This window comes from Pseudomonas sp. 2995-3, from assembly GCF_002742565.1.
Lineage (GTDB): Bacteria > Pseudomonadota > Gammaproteobacteria > Pseudomonadales > Pseudomonadaceae > Aquipseudomonas > Aquipseudomonas edaphica.
This window is the reverse complement of sequence record NZ_LJSB01000187.1, coordinates 1-18,019: the sequence shown is the minus strand read 5'-3', so window position 1 is coordinate 18,019 and position 18,019 is coordinate 1. Positions and strand designations below refer to the sequence as shown.

16 protein-coding genes and 1 pseudogene are annotated in these 18,019 nt (G+C 59.6%); 9 read left to right on the top strand and 8 right to left on the bottom strand.

Translation table 11 applies throughout. The features are described from left to right. The first annotated feature begins 142 nt into the window (after nucleotides 1-142). Nucleotides 143-1,561 (top strand): short-chain fatty acid transporter, encoded by a 1,419-nt coding sequence (locus AOA62_RS16575; protein WP_099549200.1) that lies wholly within the window; start codon nucleotides 143-145, stop codon nucleotides 1,559-1,561. A gap of 33 nt (nucleotides 1,562-1,594) precedes the next feature. Here AOA62_RS16575 and AOA62_RS16570 read toward each other — a convergent pair. Together AOA62_RS16570 and AOA62_RS16565 are read right to left on the bottom strand one after the other, a co-directional pair. Next, nucleotides 1,595-1,938, bottom strand: a pseudogene (locus tag AOA62_RS16570) (DUF86 domain-containing protein). Continuing rightward, nucleotides 1,935-2,225, bottom strand: a complete 291-nt coding sequence (locus tag AOA62_RS16565) for a nucleotidyltransferase family protein (protein ID WP_017134527.1) — start codon at nucleotides 2,223-2,225, stop codon at nucleotides 1,935-1,937. Before AOA62_RS16565 ends, AOA62_RS16570 begins: the two are co-directional and overlap by 4 nt. Before the next feature lie 231 nt (nucleotides 2,226-2,456). Between AOA62_RS16565 and AOA62_RS16560 the strand changes: the two genes are divergently transcribed. The 4 genes from AOA62_RS16560 to AOA62_RS16545 all read left to right on the top strand — a co-directional run bounded on the left by AOA62_RS16560 (nucleotide 2,457) and on the right by AOA62_RS16545 (nucleotide 6,542). Beyond that, the gene (locus AOA62_RS16560) at nucleotides 2,457-2,777 is read left to right on the top strand and encodes a hypothetical protein (RefSeq protein ID WP_017134528.1); all 321 of its coding nucleotides are present in this window, start codon (nucleotides 2,457-2,459) and stop codon (nucleotides 2,775-2,777) included. 101 nt (nucleotides 2,778-2,878) lie between these two features. Next, on the top strand, nucleotides 2,879-4,579 hold the full coding sequence (gene acpA / locus AOA62_RS16555) for an acid phosphatase (protein ID WP_099549199.1): 1,701 nt from the start codon (nucleotides 2,879-2,881) through the stop codon (nucleotides 4,577-4,579). A 122-nt stretch (nucleotides 4,580-4,701) separates the two neighbouring features. Next, nucleotides 4,702-5,871: a hypothetical protein gene (locus AOA62_RS16550; RefSeq protein ID WP_099549198.1), complete on the top strand. Its 1,170-nt coding sequence runs from the start codon at nucleotides 4,702-4,704 to the stop codon at nucleotides 5,869-5,871. Nucleotides 5,872-6,017: 146 nt separating this feature from the next. Continuing rightward, nucleotides 6,018-6,542 (top strand): SET domain-containing protein-lysine N-methyltransferase, encoded by a 525-nt coding sequence (locus AOA62_RS16545; RefSeq protein ID WP_099549197.1) that lies wholly within the window; start codon nucleotides 6,018-6,020, stop codon nucleotides 6,540-6,542. Here AOA62_RS16545 and can read toward each other — a convergent pair. Continuing rightward, nucleotides 6,539-7,183 (bottom strand): carbonate dehydratase, encoded by a 645-nt coding sequence (gene can, locus AOA62_RS16540; RefSeq protein WP_099549196.1) that lies wholly within the window; start codon nucleotides 7,181-7,183, stop codon nucleotides 6,539-6,541. The genes AOA62_RS16545 and can overlap by 4 nt on opposite strands. 139 nt (nucleotides 7,184-7,322) lie before the next feature. Between can and AOA62_RS16535 the strand changes: the two genes are divergently transcribed. Continuing rightward, nucleotides 7,323-7,727, top strand: coding sequence for a serine kinase/phosphatase (locus AOA62_RS16535; protein ID WP_099549195.1), 405 nt, complete (start codon nucleotides 7,323-7,325; stop codon nucleotides 7,725-7,727). A 149-nt stretch (nucleotides 7,728-7,876) separates the two neighbouring features. Here the strand turns inward: AOA62_RS16535 and rimI are convergent, their stop codons facing one another. Both rimI and AOA62_RS16520 read right to left on the bottom strand, forming a co-directional pair. Next, nucleotides 7,877-8,329 (bottom strand): ribosomal protein S18-alanine N-acetyltransferase, encoded by a 453-nt coding sequence (gene rimI, locus AOA62_RS16525; RefSeq protein WP_005784514.1) that lies wholly within the window; start codon nucleotides 8,327-8,329, stop codon nucleotides 7,877-7,879. Further along, entirely contained in the window at nucleotides 8,322-9,065 is a 744-nt protein-coding gene (locus tag AOA62_RS16520; protein ID WP_026013484.1) for a hypothetical protein, read from the bottom strand. Before AOA62_RS16520 ends, rimI begins: the two co-directional genes overlap by 8 nt. Nucleotides 9,066-9,252: 187 nt before the next feature. On the opposite strand from AOA62_RS16520, the gene mksB reads away from it, so the two are divergent. The 3 genes from mksB to mksF are packed head-to-tail and all read left to right on the top strand — an operon-like array spanning nucleotide 9,253 to nucleotide 14,064. Continuing rightward, a complete protein-coding gene (mksB, locus tag AOA62_RS16515) occupies nucleotides 9,253-10,530 on the top strand; it encodes an Mks condensin complex protein MksB (RefSeq protein ID WP_017134535.1) in 1,278 nt (425 codons plus the stop codon). Beyond that, complete coding sequence (gene mksE, locus AOA62_RS16510) at nucleotides 10,520-11,227, top strand: Mks condensin complex protein MksE (RefSeq protein ID WP_017134536.1); 708 nt, start codon at nucleotides 10,520-10,522, stop codon at nucleotides 11,225-11,227. Before mksB ends, mksE begins: the two co-directional genes overlap by 11 nt. Beyond that, complete coding sequence (gene mksF / locus AOA62_RS16505) at nucleotides 11,224-14,064, top strand: Mks condensin complex protein MksF (protein ID WP_017134537.1); 2,841 nt, start codon at nucleotides 11,224-11,226, stop codon at nucleotides 14,062-14,064. Before mksE ends, mksF begins: the two co-directional genes overlap by 4 nt. A 171-nt stretch (nucleotides 14,065-14,235) precedes the next feature. Here the strand turns inward: mksF and AOA62_RS16500 are convergent, their stop codons facing one another. Genes AOA62_RS16500 through AOA62_RS16490 form a run of 3 tightly spaced genes read right to left on the bottom strand, consistent with a single transcriptional unit; the run spans nucleotide 14,236 to nucleotide 17,801 of the window. Continuing rightward, nucleotides 14,236-16,539 (bottom strand): PqiB family protein, encoded by a 2,304-nt coding sequence (locus AOA62_RS16500; RefSeq protein ID WP_099549194.1) that lies wholly within the window; start codon nucleotides 16,537-16,539, stop codon nucleotides 14,236-14,238. Beyond that, nucleotides 16,532-17,155 carry a paraquat-inducible protein A gene (locus tag AOA62_RS16495; protein WP_017134539.1) on the bottom strand — a complete coding sequence of 208 codons (624 nt, stop codon included), beginning with the start codon at nucleotides 17,153-17,155 and terminating at the stop codon, nucleotides 16,532-16,534. The genes AOA62_RS16500 and AOA62_RS16495 overlap by 8 nt, the downstream gene beginning before the upstream one ends. Continuing rightward, nucleotides 17,142-17,801 carry a paraquat-inducible protein A gene (locus AOA62_RS16490; protein ID WP_017134540.1) on the bottom strand — a complete coding sequence of 220 codons (660 nt, stop codon included), beginning with the start codon at nucleotides 17,799-17,801 and terminating at the stop codon, nucleotides 17,142-17,144. Before AOA62_RS16490 ends, AOA62_RS16495 begins: the two co-directional genes overlap by 14 nt. Nucleotides 17,802-18,019: the final 218 nt, after the last annotated feature.

Below are 18,019 nucleotides of genomic sequence, written 5' to 3'. Positions count from 1 at the left end.
TGCGCCCAGTGATGGCAATCGCGACAGATATATTTGTTTTCCTCATGGATCGATGAAGATAACTGCATTCCCATATCAATGCCCGTAGCGGAACATGCCGTAAAACTGCCAACACCCATAATAAATACAAGAGGAAAGACTCGTGGCCGATGCTATCGAAGAAAGCCGCTATGCCCGATTTGCCCTGCGCTGTTCCAACTTCGCCGAACGCTGGTTTCCGGATTCCTGGGTGTTTGCCGCACTGGCGGTGATCATTGTTGCCGTGGCGACCCTGGGCATGGGTGCCGCGCCGACCGAAGCCGCCAAGGCCTTTGGCGACGGGTTCTGGAGCCTGATCCCGTTCACCATGCAGATGGCCTTTGTGGTGATCGGCGGGTATGTGGTGGCCAGTTCGCCTCCCGCCGTAAAGCTGATCGACCGTCTGGCACGTGTCCCCAAGAATGGCCGCTCGGCCGTGGCGTGGGTCGCGTTGATTTCCATGGTCGCCTCTTTGCTCAACTGGGGCTTGTCCCTGGTGTTTGGCGGTTTGCTGGTACGCGCCCTGGCCCGTCGCACGGATTTGCGCATGGATTACCGCGCCGCCGGGGCTGCGGCTTATTTGGGTTTGGGCGCAGTGTGGGCACTGGGGCTGTCGTCGTCGGCGGCGCAGTTGCAGGCCAACCCGGCCAGCTTGCCGCCGTCGATCCTGTCGATTACCGGGATGATCCCGTTCACCGAGACCATCTTCCTGTGGCAATCGGGCGTGTTGTTACTGGCGCTGATCGTGGTGTCGCTGATCATCGCCTATGCCACCGCACCCGGCCCCAATAGTGCGCGTGATGCCAAGGCCTGTGGTGTCGACCCGGCCTTCAATATGCCTAAACCACAACCGCCGACGCGTCCGGGCGAATGGCTGGAACACAGCCCGCTGCTGACCATCCTGCTGGCCTTGCTGGCGGCTGGCTGGTTGTTCCATGAGTTCTCGACCAAACCTGCGATCAGTGCGATTTCGGGGCTGAACACCTATAACTTCCTGTTCATCATGGTCGGCGCGCTGCTGCACTGGCGCCCGCGCAGCTTCCTGGATGCGGTGGCGCGTGCCGTGCCGACCACCACGGGCGTGTTGATCCAGTTCCCGCTGTATGGCTCGATCGCCGCGTTGATGACCGTGGTGAAAGGCGGTGACGGCCAGACCCTGGCGCACCATATCTCGTTGTTCTTCACCTCCATCGCCTCCCACGACACTTACGCGCTGTTGATGGGCGTGTACTCGGCGGTGCTGGGCTTCTTTATCCCGTCGGGCGGTGGCAAGTGGATTATTGAAGCGCCTTACGTGATGCAAGTGGCCAATGACCTGCAATACCACCTGGGCTGGGCGGTGCAGATCTATAACGCGGCTGAGGCACTGCCGAACTTGATCAACCCGTTTTATATGCTGCCGCTGCTGGGCGTGCTGGGGCTGAAGGCACGGGATCTGATCGGGTTTTCATTTGTGCAGTTGCTGGTGCACACGCCGCTGGTGTTGTTTCTGTTGTGGGCGCTGGGGACGACGTTGAAGTATTTGCCGCCGGTGATGCCTTAAACGACCCTGACTGCGCTTGTTGCACAGGCGCAGTCAGGCTGGAACCACAGGAAGGCGATGCAATAGATCAGGCAACGCCTCCTGGATCGTGTCCCAAACCACATCGAGGTTGATATCGAAATAACCGTGGGCAATCCGGTTGCGCATCCCGCGCATGCTACGCCAAGGGATCTGCGGGTGACTCGCAGCGAAATCTGGATGCTGATCCATGATTTTTGTTGATGCCTCACCAATGATGATCAGACTCATGACAACTGCTTGTTGAGTACGTCTGTCTTCCAGAAACTCTTCTTTGTTCAGCCGTCAACAAATGTGATCGCATCAGCGGTGGCTTGCCTTATGTGATCCAAATAGTCCCCGAGGCGATTTACTGTCATACCGGGCGTGCCTCAGCCAACACTTTTGCGCGAAACTTCAGTGGTAAATCGCCAGGCGTCAGCAGGTCCACATTGACCCCGAGCAGATCCTCCAGCTCTACCTGCAATCCACCAAGATCAAAAAGCGTGGTCCCCGGCGGAGCATCTACCAGCAGATCAAGGTCGCTACCTTCTTGATCGGTACCCAGCAAGACAGACCCAAACACCCTTGGATTTGAGATACGGAAACGCCCCACCACCTCTCTGACGGCGGCCCGTTTTAGATCAAGGGCGATTGAAGGTTTCACGGTTCACCTCGGTGGCATCCATTATTGACGCAGTTTAGCAGTGCCAGGGTGTGTGTATACATGCCCGATTTCTTACATCAACCTCGTCATTGCGTCACATTGCATTGCTAATTCCCTGGCCAGATGTATCGGGCTTTCCCACTTATTGCAGTGACAGCCTCTGACTTCCCTCCCTCGCGCCTTTGATTAACCTGCCTTGGATTACCACCCACAAACACCAAGGAAAATCCGATGACGCCCCTGTCCAAATCACTGGAAGAGTTGATCAATGATATTTACAAGGACGACCACGTGTCGTTCGTCGAGTACACGGCTCTGCGAGACGATGCCGATCGGCGTATGGCTGCCGTCGTCAATGAGTTTGGCCTGCACAATAACGTCACAGCCTTCCAAAAAGTGATGGACGTGGCCATGCAGCTTTTGCAAACCACGGTCATCGATGCAAAAAAAGCCAAGCTGACCGACACGGGTGAGGCAATCGTCAAGGATGCGCTGACGGCTCAAGTGGAGTACTTGCGCGCGGGCAGCCAACTGGCACTGCACTTGCTGTGACCACCCTTTAGCTTTCTAACCGCTGTCTTCGTTCCGTCACATTGCATTGCTACCGTCCTGCGAAATATCTTGCAACAATCAGCCAGCAGGAACGCCCAGCAATGAGTGACGAGCACGAAGACCGCCCTTCTCCCGATTCCGTAACCCAACCGCCCGTGGACACCAGCCGTCGGCGTTTCCTCGGGGGCGCGGCGGTGCTGGGGGTTGGTGCGACCTTGAGTGCTTGCGGCAATACCAGCGAGCCTGCGGGCAAGCCAGAGGTGCGGCCGCTTACACCGCAAGAGCTGGACAAGGCCTTGCACGAGCAGGTGAAGACAGTCGTGGTGATCTACGCCGAGAACCGCAGTTTCAATAACCTGTTCGCAGACTTCCCTGGCGTGGAGAAACCACTGTCGGCGCTCTCCGCAGCCGACGTGCAGCAACGTGACCGTGATGGCAGCCTGCTTAGCACCCTGCCACCGGCCTGGGGCGGCGTGTTGCAAGTCGGCCCGCAAAGTGTGGACGGGGTGACTTACCCCAGCGAAGTGCAATTCCAGGAAAACCTGCCCAACGCGCCATTCGCCCTCAAAGGCCCGAATGCCGAGGACCTGCCTTTGAGCCTGGTCACTCGTGATTTGTGGCATGTGTTCTACCAGAACCAGATGCAGATCAACGGCGGCAAGAACGACAACTTTGTCGCCTGGGCCGATTCCGGTGGCCTGGTGATGGGGTACTACGCCCAGAGTCGATATTCCCTGCGCTTGTGGGACGTGGCCAAGGAGTTTGTGCTGTGCGACAACTTCTTCCAGGGCGCTTTCGGTGGCTCGTTCCTCAACCACCAGTACCTGATCAGCGCCACCGCGCCGTTTTATCCGAATGCCGCACAATCGGTGGCCAAGGCGCAAATAGCCACGCTGCAAAGCGATGACCCCACCGACCCGCGCCTCAAGCCGCTGGACAAGTCCCCGGCCAGCGCCATGACCGGCCCGCCGCAGTTCGGCCCCAGCGCCTTGACGCCGGACGGTTACGGCGTGAACACCCTGGCACCGCCATACTGGCCGACCTGGATCCGCGACCCGCAAAACCCGGACTATTCCAAGCCCGATCTGCCCAACGTGCTGGTGCCGCAAACCCACGAACACATTGGCGACAAACTGTCGAAAAAGAACGTCGATTGGGCCTGGTACGCCGGGGCCTGGCAAGCGACGCTGGACCAGTTCAAGGACTCGGGCGGTATCCCGAAGATTCCGAACTTCCAGTACCACCACCAGCCGTTCAACTACTTCAAGCAACAAGGCCCGCAAAACCGTGCTGAGCGCGACAAACGCTTGCGTGACGGCGGTTTGGGCGATGATTCCGGCACCAACAAGTTCTTCGCCGATGCCCAGGCCGGCAAGCTGCCCGCCGTGACGTTCTATAAGCCCCAGGGCAACCTGAACATGCACGCCGGCTACGCCGATGTGGCCTCGGGCGACCGTCATATCGCCCGCGCCTTGAAAGTGCTGCAAGAAAGCCCGCAGTGGAAAAACATGGTGGTGGTGGTCACTGTCGATGAAAACGGCGGCTGGTGGGACCACGTGGCACCGCCCAAAGGCGATCGCTGGGGCCCGGGCACGCGGGTTCCGGCGTTGGTGGTGTCGCCGTTTGCACGCAAAGGCACGGTGGACCATACGGTTTACGACACCGCGTCGATCCTGCGTTTGATCACCCGCGTGTTCCAGTTGGAGACACTGGACGGCCTCAAGCAGCGCGATGACGCGATGATCGCCCGCGGCCAGAAGCCCATGGGCGATTTGAGCAACGCCTTGCAGTTCAACCGGTAGGTTTTCTTATCCAATAGCGACATGCCTGGCGATTTAGCACGCGGTTTTCCTGGTCAACCGCTACTGTGTGCAAGTGGGCTTTCACCCCGCGCAGACGGGCTTTCGCTGACAAGGAACCAACTATGTTTAAACCGACCAGGCTGTCCTTCACACTGGCCGCACTGCTGGCCAGTGCGGTCGTACAGGCCGACATCGAAGTACCACTGGGCAGCACGCAACGCGTCACCCAACTGTTCGCGTTCCCCAATAACTGCAACGTAATCTGCTTTCGGCCATGGACGCTGGAGCAGACCGCCGAGCACTATTTGAACCAGAGCTTGCAACGCGATGGGTACAGCCGTGCCAAGGTCAGTGTGAAAACCCACGACGGCCAGGTTTCAGCTACCTTCAGCGGCGTGCCCGAGCACTATGGCCAGCCCCTGACCACGCTGCTCAACACCGCCGACCTGGCCTACCAGGGCGCCAGCAAACTTAACAGCGACGGCAAGTGGGCCTACAACTGGTACTTGTTCCTGCCGCTGGGCATGGCCCTGGAAAACCGCAAGAGCATCGAACTGCTGCACTTCCCGCCCGACTACTCGCTGACCCAGGCCCAGGATTACCTGGAATCGGCTACCACTGACCGCTGGGCCACTTTGCTCACGGACAATGGCATCCCGGCCACGGAAACACCGGCCTACCAGACCATCATCGATATTGCGCCGATCGCCGCGCCGTCCAATGCGGGCAAGGACCTGGAAAACGTCTACAGCTACTTTGCCGACTACCAGACGCGCATGGTCAAGGAGCTGAGCCTGCACGCCAACGGCTCATTGCCGATGGTGGCATTCGGCGCACCGGTGCGTAACTGGATCAAACAACAGTACGGCCAAACCGTCGCCGTGCTGGGGCTGGCGCAGATCAGCCCGGTTGCCGGTAAAACCGTGTCGGTACTGGGCTCCAACCACCCGAGCTACATCTGGTATGCGGCGGATCCGGCCAGCTATGACGGCAATGAACAAAAAGCCGATGAGGCTGGTTTGAAAGTGATGGGGCAAGACTTGAGCGCCGCCTGCTGGCAAGCCGGCATGGGCCAGAAACCCGCCAGTGACCCGAATGTGTTGCTCAAGGCGTGCATGAACACCTGGCAAGTCACGCGCAAGGAGCAGACCTGTGAGCTGTTCTACACCTCGGTGCGCAACCTGACCCCGGAGCAAGCCAACGCCAAATGCGCCACCCCGCCCATCAAGGCGCAGTTGAAACAGCTGAAAGACGCCGCCCCAATCCCTGCTGTTACTGCCCCTGCGCTGTAAATCGTACAAAATATAACCGGTTTCTACTGTCAGATCTGACAGTAGAAATCGCCTACAACTTCAGCGAGTCTTGAACGGCACCCATCCGCTGCAAGACTGGAAGTCAGACCCCATCGCAGGTCGATGCAGCCTAGCCCAGGAGAGTTATGAAAACTCAAGCCATGGATAAGGCTAAAACTGCTGTGAGTGACTGCCTTTACCCCTTCAAAACGGTGCTCGTTGAACAGGGTTACCCTTCGAGTGAACACTTCCAGGTCGTACACGATGCCAATGGCATTGGCGCCGCGCTCAAAGCATGCGTCGCCTTTGACAGCCGCGTGCGCATTGCCAGAGTGTCCGGCTATGCGTTGAGCGAACGACGTGCCCACACCTTGCAGCTCTCGTCACGCATCCACCTCTATGACCCGTGGTTCAGCCGCCTGATGTTGCACTCCTGCAATCCGAACGTGTTTTTCGATGCCACGTACCTGGAAGTCTGGACCGTGCAACCCATTGCGGCCGGCACCTTGCTGACGATGGATTACGCCACCACCGAAGATGCGCTGTTCCGGCAGTTCGCTTGCCAATGCGGCGAGCTGAACTGCCGGGGCTGGATCACCGGCGCCAAGGAGCCATTGAGCGCCGAAGGCCAGGCGTTCATGACCCACTGGCGCCTGCGCAAACGGCCTTAGGCTTCGCCCAGTGGGCGCAGGCGATATTGCGGCGGCAGTTGCTCGAAGCCACTGATGGTGGTGTTCAAGCTCTTCCAGCGGCCATCCTTGATGCCGTAGATGCAGCCGTGAATCGACAGGCTCTGCCCGCGGTGCCAGGCGTTTTGCACAATGCTGGTGTGGCCGACGTTGGCGACTTGCTGAATCACGTTCAGCTCGCACATGCGGTCCACCCGCTCCTCCTCGGTGGACAGTTGGGCCAGCACCTCGCGGTTTTCGTAATAAAGGTCGCGAATAGTGCGCAGCCAGCCGTCGATCAGGCCGAACTGGCGGTCCTGCATCGAAGCGCGCACGCCGCCGCAGCCGTAGTGGCCGGTGACGAGGATGTGTTTGACCTTGAGCACGTCCACCGCGTACTGGATCACCGACAGGCAATTGAGGTCGGTGTGCAGCACCACGTTGGCCACGTTGCGGTGCACAAACAGGTCGCCGGGCAGCATGCCGACGATTTCGTTGGCCGGTACACGGGCGTCGGAGCAGCCGATCCACAGGTATTCCGGGGTTTGCTGGCGGGCGAGCTTGGCGAAGAATTCGGGATCTTCCTGTTTGATCGCATCCGCCCAGCGTTCGTTGTTATCAAGCAGGTCTTGTAGTTCGTTCATCAGGGAAAGCCTCAGGAATGATGCGCAGCTTTGTGACAGACAACCGCTCGTCCGGGTCACGCCCGGGCGCAATTAGCTTGAATCTTTGGGGCGCCGTGCCTGTCCACACACTATAAGCCCCACAGTATGAGGATTGGCCATGACTGAATCACGACGTCCCTACGGCGCTACACAGCCCGAACCGATTGATGACAACGAAGACCGCATGGGTGAGATGCGCGAGCTGGATTTTGACGAGCAAGAGCCGACCGCAGAAATTGGTGATGAGCTGCCGCGCCGTGAGCGCGAACAGCTGATGCCCGACGAACGGGTACGTGAAGCCGGCATGACTGGAGCTTCGACCGATGATCATGAGCCCACGGATGATGACATGAGCCCGGAAACGCTGATCCATGAGGATGGCGCCCGGGATGCTCGCGAGGCGGGAGAAGATGAACCCGCCGACTGGGACCTGAGCATTGTGGATGAGGACCAGATTGGCGGTGGCAATGGCCTGGATGAGGCCGAGCTGGCGGATATTGACCCGATAGACGGTAACCGCTGACACAACGCAGTTGAGCCTGTGAATACTTCCCCTGTGGGAGCCGGGCTTGCCCGCGATGCAGGCGCCTCGGTGTTTCAGCCAGACCGAGGTGATGCTATCGCAGGCAAGCCAGCTCCCACAGGGGCCGGCTTGTACATCGGGTTTATGTCTTAGTCGACCAGCGTACAAGCCATTACGACGGCATCCTCGCGCCCACCCACGGCCGGGTAGTAATCCCGGCGACGGCCGATTTCGTTGAAGCCGTAGCGCTCATACAAGCGAAACGCGCCAGTATTGCTGTCGCGCACTTCCAGGAAGCACTCCCGCGCACTGGCGGCATAAGCGCGCGACATCAGGTGTTCCAGCAGCGCCAACCCCAGGCCACGGCCCTGGTTTTCCGGTTTGACGGTGATATTCAGCAAGTGCGCTTCATCGAGGATGATCTGCACCACACCGTGGCCCACCTGCTGCTCACCTTCAAACATCAGCCAGATCTGGTACTTGCCCAGCCCATCAAGAAAAATCCCACGGGTCCAGGGATGGCTGAACGCCGCGTATTCAATCTTCAGTACGGCGTCGAGGTCCGCCTCGGTCATCGGGCGGAACGATAAAGCTTCACTCATCGGTACTTTTCCAGCGCGCCATCAGCCGGCGCATGGCTTGCCAGACATCAGCCTTACGCTGTGGCTCTTCCATTAATAATTCCAGGCCCGGCAAGGCCCATACCGAGCCCAGGCCTTCGACCTGCAGCTCGCGATACCAGGCTTCGGCATTCGCCTCACCGGCAAAACGCACGGCGGGCAGGCCGATCAGCCACAGGCACACGCAGGGTTCGTCTTCCAGGCGCGCCGAGACAAAACCTTGGACAAAATCCCGTGCAGCGTCCGGGCCCTGGTCCATGTTGCCGCGCACCAGCAGCGGCCAGCGCACGGGGTCGCCGACGATTTGCGGGCTGTCGGGCAGGCCGGCGGCGCGCAGCATGTCTTTTAGCAGCATGTAGGCCGGGTCGCGGGTCTGAAAACGTTCGCCGGTGGGCAGTTCCACCAACAGCAGGCAACGCCCGGCCCGCAGTAATTGCAGGGCGAAACGTGGCGGTGGCACCACTGCAGCCTTGGCCACCGGCGCTGGCGTTTCGGCCGCCACGGGCTTGGCCACGGGTGACGGGCGCGGCACTTCAACTTTCACGCGTTCGACAGCGGGGCGAGCCTCTGGCGTGGGTTTGACCACCGCCACCGGCGCAGCAGCCTCCTCGCCCGACACCTCGAACGCCTCATAAGGCTCAAGCGCCTGCAGCAGCTCGGGCCGCGATGGGGCGGCAAACGGCAGTTCGGTGCGGGGCAGCCAGTTGACCACCTGCATGGCAGTCAAGTAAGCGCGACGTCGGGACTCGATAAGCACAGCTCGGCCACTTGTGGATAACTAAAGAGCGGGGATTCTACCGCTGTTCGGTAACAATCGCCCACTGCGCACTGACCGGCTGTGGATAAATCCCGCGCCTGATGCAGTACAATCGCGACTTTTATTCGCCAACCAGCCGGCCATTCCGATGATCGAACCCAAGCGCGTCTTGCGCGCCCTCGCCGAACACTGGGCCTTGCTTGAGCCACTGTGCGAACACTTCGACCAAGGCACCTTGAGCCTGGGCGAGCTGCGCGCACAACTGGCGGCCCAACAACTGGACAGCACGCCACAGGACATCACCAGCCTGTTGGACGTGTGGATTCGCCTGGATATCCTGGTGCCTGTCGCCAAGAGCCCGAACCGTTTCGAGCTCAATGCACAGATCCACGACTTCCTCGCCTATCTTCGCAAGGAGCACCGGCTTGGCCTGTGCCTGGAAATCGAAGCCTACCTGCGCCACCTTGAGCGTCTGGCCGGCTACATCCAGGACGCCTTTGACATCCGTGATGGCCACGACCTGGCCCGCCAACTGCGCTTGCTGGATATGCGTGTGCGGGACGTGCTGAAAAAACTCGCCAACGACGAACAAGCCCTGGCGGCCGTGGCCGACCGCGCCAAGACCAGCGACCGGCAAATCCCGTTGCGCCAGCGTTACGCCGAGGTACTCGCGACCTGGGACGAATACGTCGAACCCATGATCCAACTGGTGAACGCCGACGGCGCCTTCGAGCAAGGCGTGCGCAAGGTCGAGAATGTGCTGCTGCGCATGCTCACCGAGCAGCAACGCCTCGGCCATCTGGTCGACGACGATATGCTGCTGCGTACTCACGCGCGCATCCTCGAAATGCAAACCAGCGCCCAGCTCACCTTGCGCCATGCCCGCGAACTGCTGCTACCGCTGCGCGAAGAAGCGCGCCGCCACAACGCCGTGACCCGTGGCGCGGCGCTGGCCTTGTCGGCCATTCGCCGTAAAGGCCTGGACGCGGTGCCGCAAGCGGCGATGCCGATGTTTACCCGGCCTCAAAGTACCTTCCTGGGCAGTGCCAGCCAGGTCGAAGCGTACGTGTATGCCCTGGCCAATTTCGAGCCGAAACCGGCGCGTTTCCCCAAGGCGCACAAATCCCACAAGGGCGAAGCCCAGCGTGCGCCGCGCACGGTCAAGGAAATGCTCGAGCGCTGCGAAGACGCGCTACCGATGCCGGACCTGATGACCTGGCTGCTGGAGCAGGAACCGGACGGCGCCACCGATGAATTGCTGTACTGGTTCTCACGGCTCTCGCGGGAAAAACGCTTCAAGCGCGAACGCCTGGAACGCCGCGACTACCACACACACGAGCACCAGGTCAGCCTGCGCTCATTCGCCCTGCTCCCGGCTGGCACCGATGCCACCGAGAATTCTGCGAGCACGCCTTATGCATCTTGATCTATCCGAACTGTCCCAGCTGGCACCGATCTTTCGCGAGCTGTTCAAGGGTTACCACGTCAGCCGCCGCGACCCGGAGCTGTACGCACAACTGTCGAACTTCCAGGACCAGTACCGCACACTGTTCAAGGCCCTGGGCTTTGAGCTGGTGTGTGACACACGCGGTTTCTATTACTTCGTGCCGGACACTGCCGTGGCTGCGGCGCAGGTCAACAAGACCGCGCAACGTCTGGCGCTGTTCACCTTCATCATCGTCGAGCACCTGGCCGACCAGGGCCGCGACCCGGTCGCCGTGCTCGATGGCGGCAGCCTGGGCCGCGATGAGTTGCCGTCGTTGCTGGAAAAGTACCGCGACCTGTTTATCCAGGCCGAAGTGCAGACCCAGGAAGAGCTCGAAGAAAAGATCATGCGCCGCATGACCCAACTGGGTTTTGCCAGCGAAGACAACGGCATCTATCGCTTCCTGCCGCCGATGCACCGCTTCCTTGATGTGTGCCTGTCCGTGCAGCAGGACCGTGACCTGGCCGCCAGCGTGCACAGTGTGTTGCCATTGCCGGCGCCGGTAATCATCGACGAAGACAGCGATGAAAAACTGCTGAAAACCGATGACCCGCTGGACCTCAGCGACTTCGCAGAAGAAAGCGAAGAAGACGCCCTGGCCCGCGCCATTGCCGAAGAACAGGAGACCGACGCATGAGTAAGGAACGTTACGGCATCCGCCGCTTCGCCCTATTGAACACCGCGGGTTACAGCCTGGGCTTGTTCCCGCTGGAGGAACCGTTGTCGGTGTACGGCGCGAATAACCTGGGTAAATCTGCGTCGATCAACGCCTTGCAGTTCCCGATCCTGGCGCGTATGTCGGACATGAGTTTCGGCAAGTACACCCTGGAACAATCGCGGCGCTTCTACTTTGCCACCGACACCAGCTACATCCTCGTGGAAGTCTCGCTGCCCCACGGCCCGCACGTAATCGGCGTGGTCGGGCGCGGCCCGGGCGGTGGTTTCGGTCACCAGTTCTTTGCCTATGCCGGCAAGCTGGACTTGGCCCACTACCAGAAGAACGACACCTGCCTGCGTCAAAAAGAGCTGTTCACCAACCTTGAGCGCGAAGGCCTTAAAGCCTACGAACTCAAACCGGATGAACTGCGCCGTTTGCTGGTCGGTGGCCACACGTCAATCCCACTGGACCTGACCCTGATTCCGCTGCGTTCCACCAGCGAACAGAGCCTGAAGACCTTCCGCGCGCTGTTTATCAACCTGCTGCACATGCGCGAAATCACCGCGGCCAAGCTCAAGCAATTGTTCCTGGATGCGTTCGAACACAGCCTGCGTTCCGGCAGCGTGGACTACATCGCTGCGTGCGAAGAAGCCTTCCGTGATGTAAGGCGCATGGAGCAGGACTACAACTCGCTGGTGGCTGCCGGGCCGTTGGTTGAAGCGCTCGCCAATGGCGTGCGCTTGCGCGATGTATTGCGCGGCAAATTGCATCGCCTGTCGCCCTTGCTGGATTCGTTGCTCGGCACCTGGTCAGACTACGCCAGTGCGCGCAAGGAAGAGCTGACCATCCAGGCCGAGCACTACCGTAACGAGCAGGACGCGCTGCAAAACGATCAGCGTGGCGGTACCCAGGAGCTGATGCGCCTGGAGCGCGAGATCAGTGGCATCCAGCGTTGGTTGGGCGAGCTGTCGGTGCTTAAGCATCGCTTTGCGCTGGTGGATGACGTCAAGGTGCTGGAGCAGCAACTGTTGGCGGCCAAGGATGCCCACGATGAATTGGCGGGCGCCCTGGCGCAATCCCGTCAGTTCAGCGCTGAGGACCTGGATGAGCGCTTGCGTGACCTGGAGAAACGCCTGAAGTCGGTCAAGCAACAGCTCGACCATGCCGACAACAACAGTTACGCCAAACTGCGTGAAGAATTCTCACAACAGGACGTCGAGCGTCTGATGCGCCTGTTCAACAGTTCGTTGTTCAGTTTGCCGCTGGGCGAGCATGGCATCACGCTGGATGAGGATGGCCAGTGGGTTAAATCCCTGGAGCAGATCCTTGATGGCTTCAAGGGTGAAAAATTTGAAGTGCCGGGGCTGTCGATCGACATCTCCAATATCGAACCACCGGCATTGCAGGCGCTGGCCGATCGCGCGGCATTGCGCGACCAGAAAGAGCGCCTGGAAAAAGAACTCAAGCAGCTCAAGACGCAGCAGGCCGTAGCCTCTGACCGTGCGGCGAGCAAGACCCAGACCGAAGCCCTGTACCAGCAAGTGCTGGATGCGCAGAAGGCGCTGGAAGACTTCCGTCGCGCGCAAACCCTGAGCGCGGAAGAAGGCGAGAAGCTCGAAAACCTGGCGCAGATGGAAGCCGCGCAAGATGAGTTGAAGCGCTCCAGTGATGCCTTCACCGAGCGTGTCCAGCAGTTGTCGGCCAAGCTGCAACTGGTCGGCCGTCAGATCGGCGATATGGAAGCCAAGCAACGCACGCTGGATGACGCCCTGCGCCGCCGTCAGTTGTTGCCGGCCGACTTGCCGTTCGGCACACCGTTCATGGACCCGGTCGACGACTCGATGGACAACCTGTTGCCATTGCTCAATGACTATCAGGACAGCTGGCAAGGTTTGCTGCGCGCTGATGGCCAGATTGAGGCGCTGTATGCACAGGTGCGCCTCAAGGGCGTGGCCAAGTTCGACAGCGAGGATGACGTAGAGCGTCGTCTGCAATTGCTGATCAACGCTTATGCGCACCGCACCGATGAAGCCCTGACCCTAGGCAAGGCGCGCCGTGCAGCCGTCACCGATATTGCGCGGACCTTGCGCAATATCCGCAGCGACTACGACAGCCTTGAGCACCAGTTGGCCTTGTTTAACCGCGAGATCAACAAGCGTCAGGTGTCCAACCTGCAAAGCTTCCGTATCGTGCTTGCACCGAACAAGGAAGCCCTCAAGCATATCGACCAGATCATCCACAGTGCCGGTCAGTATGAAGAAGGCGAAACCCTGTCGGTGTTCGACCTGAGCCAGAGCGCCGAACAGGACAACAAGAACGAAGAGGCCAAGGAATACCTGGCCCGTCTTGTGGCCGCCAACCATAACCAGTTGGGCCTCAAGGACTTGTTCGAGCTGGCATTTGAAATCACCAAGGTGCATGGCCAGCCGGTGATTCACACCGACATCGACGGCGCGGCGTCCAACGGCACCACCATGACCATCAAGGCGCTGACCAACATGTACTTGTTGCTGCACTTGATGGACCGTGACCAGGCCGGGCGCGTGCGTTTACCGTACTACCTCGATGAGGCAGCGGACATCGATGAGAAGAACCAGGCGGCGTTGCTGGAAACCAGTTTGCAGCTGGGCTTTGTGCCGATTTTGGCCAGTGTGAAGCCGCAGGTGTCCGCCCAAGTGGCGATCGACCTGGAAGGCGGCAGCGGGCCGAATGGTATCTACATTGATGAGGCGGACTGGAAGTACATCCGTCGTCATGATGTGGTGAAGGCGACGGTGAATGTGCAGGCGGATGAGCCGGAGTTGGATGAGGTTTAAGCCACTGCGCTGAAATGTAAAAAGGCCGCGATCTGTATGGATCGCGGCCTTTTTTATGGGCTGGGGTTTTGCAGTGATGTTGAGGGCCTCATCGCGGGCAGGCCCGGCTCCCACAGGAGATATGCATTCCCATGTGGGAGCCGGGCTTGCCCGCGATGGCCGCGCCTCGGCCTATTTGCCCAATGGAATCTTAGGCGCCCAGGTCAGCCACTCATCCTCAAACTTATCAAACAACGGGAACGTCTGCTGCGGTCGCGCTGCATTGCCCATGCGCTCGCCATCCGGCGTGGCAAAGGCGATACCACCGGCCACCAACGTCTCCAGAGATTCCGTGCGCACCGTCGCCCCCTTGAATAAGCCGAAGTCCAAACCAAACCCACTGCTATTCCAGAAGCGGCTGCCACTGCGCACCAGTGGTGCGTATTTAGGTTCGATCAAAATGTGGATCAGCACCCGGTCGGCGGTCTGGCCCAATTCGTAGCCGGTGACTTTGCCTACAGTGACTTCACGGTAAGTGACGGGCACGCCTTCCTTCAACGAACCACGGCGTGCGGCGCTGAGGACCAGGCTCAGGCCTTCTTGCTGGTGAACAGCCTCTGGTGGCTTGTCCAACGCGACGAAGCTCTTTTGCGGCCCGGCGTTTTTCACGGCGGGCTGCACTTCGATGTATTGGCCGGTGACCAGGGTCTCCAGGTTCGCGGTTTTCATCAGGCCCAGCTCAGGCTTGACCACCCAGAACTGGCTGCCGCTGCGCGCAATAAGATCAGCCACTTGGGTGATCCGGGCGCTGAGCAGTACCGACTGCATGTCGGCGCTGAGGTCGACGTTCTCGATCTTGCCCACGTCGAGGCCTTTGAAGCGTACGGGCGTGCCGGGGCGCAGGCCGTCGGCGCGATCAACCTTGATGGTCACCAGGGTCCCGTGCTGGTTGGCCGCGTCGCGATCGGCAAACAGGCGGAAACGCGGGATACGTTTTTTCAACGGTACATTCTGTTCCGGGGTTTCGAAGGCGATACCGCCAGCCATCAGACTGGCCAGGGATTCACTCTTCACCTGGATGCCGCCGGTGAGGCCGCCAGTCAAGGTGACGCCGCTGGCGTTCCAGAAACGCGTTGAACCGTTGACCAGGTTTTCGTATTCCTTATCGATGTGGACGCCGATCACCAGTTGCTTGTTCTTGCGCGAGAACTGGTAGCTCTGCACCGAACCGACCTTGACCTGTTTGTAGAGAATCGGGCTGCCCACATCCAGGGAGCCTAGGTTGTCGGTGAAGAGCACCATGTGCAGGCCGGGGGAGCGCAGATCCAGTGGGGGCGCCTTGGCGCGGGCGACGTACTCACGTTGCGGTGCGCTGCCTTTGTCGCCGGGGCGGATGGCAATGTAGTTACCTTTTACCAACGCCTCCAGACCGGTAATGCCGGCCAGGGAGATGGACGGCTTGACCACCCAGAACTGCGTGTCTTGCACCAGGTAATCTTCGGCGAGCGGGTCGAGGGTCAGCTCGGCATGGGCGCTGGACAGGTCCGGGTCAATCTTCAGGGTTTTCAGGCTACCAACCTGGATGCCCTTGTACATGACCGGGGTGCGCCCAGCCTGCAGGCCTTCGAAGTCGGTGAGCTTGACCTTGACCTTGATGCCGGCGGCGGCGGCGTCGAAATCCTCATAAAGACGGAAAGGCAGACTCGGATCGGTCGGCGGGCTGTCCTTGCGATTTTCAGGGGTGGCGAACGCGATACCGCCGGCGACGATGCTGGACAGCGATTCGCTACGCACTTTTACGCCGGACAGGTTAGCGTCGATGCTGATGCCGCTGGCGTTCCAGAAACGCGTGTGTTTGCGCACCAGGCTGGCGTAAGTCGGCTCGATGTAGACCTTGATCTCGACGGTGCTCTGGTCCTCGGACAGCAAGTAGCTTTTGACCTGGCCAACCTGGATCTGTTTGTAGAACACCGGGCTGCCGCGGTTCAGTGAGCCGAGGCGATCGGCTTTAAGGGTCAGGTGCAGGCCAGGCTTGGCGTCAGATAACGGCGGCTCTTCGGAGAGCGCCTTGAATTTGCGCGTGGGCTCGCCATCGCCAGGGCTGGCGGCAATGTAGTTACCCGAGACCAGGGTTTCCAGGCCGGTGATACCGGCGAGGCTGACGCTGGGCTTTACCAGCCAGAAGCGTGTGTTGGTCTTGAGGTATTGCTCGACGTCCTTGTTCATCTCGATGGTGGCGATCACCCCGCGATTGCTGCCTTCGTCATCCAGGGCCAAGGCTTTGACCTTGCCCACCGTCATGCCTTTGTAGACCACTTCGGTTTTGTTGACCTGGATGCCCTCGCCACTTTCAAAGCGCACCTGGATCTCGATGCCCTGTTGGGAATAGGCACGCCATCCCAGCCAGCCGCCGATGATCAGCGCAATCAGGGGAAGCACCCAAATGGCCGACCAGTTAGAGGCCGGGCGGGTTTTAGCTTTAGGCAAATCACTCATGGTCGTCGTCCGACTCCGTGTTATCCCAAATCAGTCGGGGATCAAAAGTTACTGCGGCAAGCATCGTCAAGATCACCACACTGGCGAACGCTGCAGCACCAAGGTTGGCCTCGACACTGGCAAGTCGCCCAAAGTTAACAACCGCCACCAGGATGGCGATCACGAAGATATCCAGCATGGACCAGCGGCCAATGAATTCGATAAAGCGGTACATGATAATGCGTTGTTGTGCGGACAACGGTTGGTGACGTTGCACCGAGAACAGCAACAGGCCAATGCCCACCAGCTTGAACGTCGGCACCAGAATACTGGCGATAAACACCACCGCAGCGATGGGGAACATTCCGTGCTGCACCAGCTGAATCACGCCCGCCATGATCGTACTGGGATCACCCTGGCCGAGAGAGTTGATGGTCATGATTGGCAAAAGATTGGCCGGGATATACAGGATCGCTGCAGTGATCAGCAACGCCCAGGTACGCACAAGGCTGTTGGGGCGACGCGCATGGATCAGCGCACCGCAACGGGTGCACAGCTGCTCATCGGTATCCGCCTCTTGCTTGTTCAGCTCGTGGCATTCGGTACAAATCAGAATGCCCGCATCAATCGCCCGCATGATCATCCTCTCCTGAAAGCGCTTGCCAGATCTGGTGGGGCGACATCACCACCTCCAGCAGTACTTGAACCACTAATAGGCTGACGAAGCAGACAAGCCCCAGGCCAATGGTGATGGAGGCCATGTCCGCGAGCTTGACGATCGCGACCAGCACGCCCATCAGGTAAACCTCCAACATTCCCCAATCCTTCAGGTGATGGTAAATGCGGTAAAGCAACAGCCCATAACTGCGGCCGATGTTCCAACGGATACTGAGCAACACCGCCAATTGGCAGAGCAGCTTGAGCAGGGGAATGCCCATGCTGCACAGGAACACCACGGCTGCGACACCTTGCATGCCAGTATCGAACAGACCTACCACGCCGCTCCATACGGTGTCCTGCGAAGACTGCCCGAGAAGATTGAGCTGCATGATGGGTAAAAAGTTCGCGGGGATGTACAGCAACAGTGCAGCCAGCACCAAAGCGAGGCTTCGCTCAACCACGTTGTGGCGGTGAGCGTAAAGCTCGTAACCGCAACGTGGGCATTGGGCTTTTTCACCGAGGGCGAGTGCGGGTTTGCGCATCAGCAAGTCGCACTCATGGCATGCCACCAGATCCTCAAGTGGTAACTGCGACACCTCGACGGTATCAACCGGATCGGGCATAGATAGGGCTCGAACTCTAAAAAAGGTTAGGTGCCTATTCTAATGGTCTGGTTCAGAAATAACTGTGCAAATTTGTCGGCAGCTTTGGACCGGTTTGGGTTTTCGACCGCCCAAAACAAAACCCCATCTGCTTTCGCAAATGGGGTTTCGGAATTTAATCTTGACGATGACCTACTCTCACATGGGGAAACCCCACACTACCATCGGCGATGCATCGT

Coding starts and splice junctions, on each gene's coding strand:
- AOA62_RS16520 (WP_026013484.1), bottom strand. CDS start 9,065: ATGCAGGTGGTCAACTGGCTGCCCCGCACCGAACTGCCGTTTGCCGCC.
- mksB (WP_017134535.1), top strand. CDS start 9,253: ATGATCGAACCCAAGCGCGTCTTGCGCGCCCTCGCCGAACACTGGGCC.
- AOA62_RS16550 (WP_099549198.1), top strand. CDS start 4,702: ATGTTTAAACCGACCAGGCTGTCCTTCACACTGGCCGCACTGCTGGCC.
- AOA62_RS16500 (WP_099549194.1), bottom strand. CDS start 16,539: ATGAGTGATTTGCCTAAAGCTAAAACCCGCCCGGCCTCTAACTGGTCG.
- AOA62_RS16490 (WP_017134540.1), bottom strand. CDS start 17,801: ATGCCCGATCCGGTTGATACCGTCGAGGTGTCGCAGTTACCACTTGAG.
- AOA62_RS16560 (WP_017134528.1), top strand. CDS start 2,457: ATGACGCCCCTGTCCAAATCACTGGAAGAGTTGATCAATGATATTTAC.
- mksF (WP_017134537.1), top strand. CDS start 11,224: ATGAGTAAGGAACGTTACGGCATCCGCCGCTTCGCCCTATTGAACACC.
- rimI (WP_005784514.1), bottom strand. CDS start 8,329: ATGAGTGAAGCTTTATCGTTCCGCCCGATGACCGAGGCGGACCTCGAC.
- AOA62_RS16495 (WP_017134539.1), bottom strand. CDS start 17,155: ATGCGGGCGATTGATGCGGGCATTCTGATTTGTACCGAATGCCACGAG.
- can (WP_099549196.1), bottom strand. CDS start 7,183: ATGAACGAACTACAAGACCTGCTTGATAACAACGAACGCTGGGCGGAT.
- mksE (WP_017134536.1), top strand. CDS start 10,520: ATGCATCTTGATCTATCCGAACTGTCCCAGCTGGCACCGATCTTTCGC.
- AOA62_RS16545 (WP_099549197.1), top strand. CDS start 6,018: ATGAAAACTCAAGCCATGGATAAGGCTAAAACTGCTGTGAGTGACTGC.
- acpA (WP_099549199.1), top strand. CDS start 2,879: ATGAGTGACGAGCACGAAGACCGCCCTTCTCCCGATTCCGTAACCCAA.
- AOA62_RS16535 (WP_099549195.1), top strand. CDS start 7,323: ATGACTGAATCACGACGTCCCTACGGCGCTACACAGCCCGAACCGATT.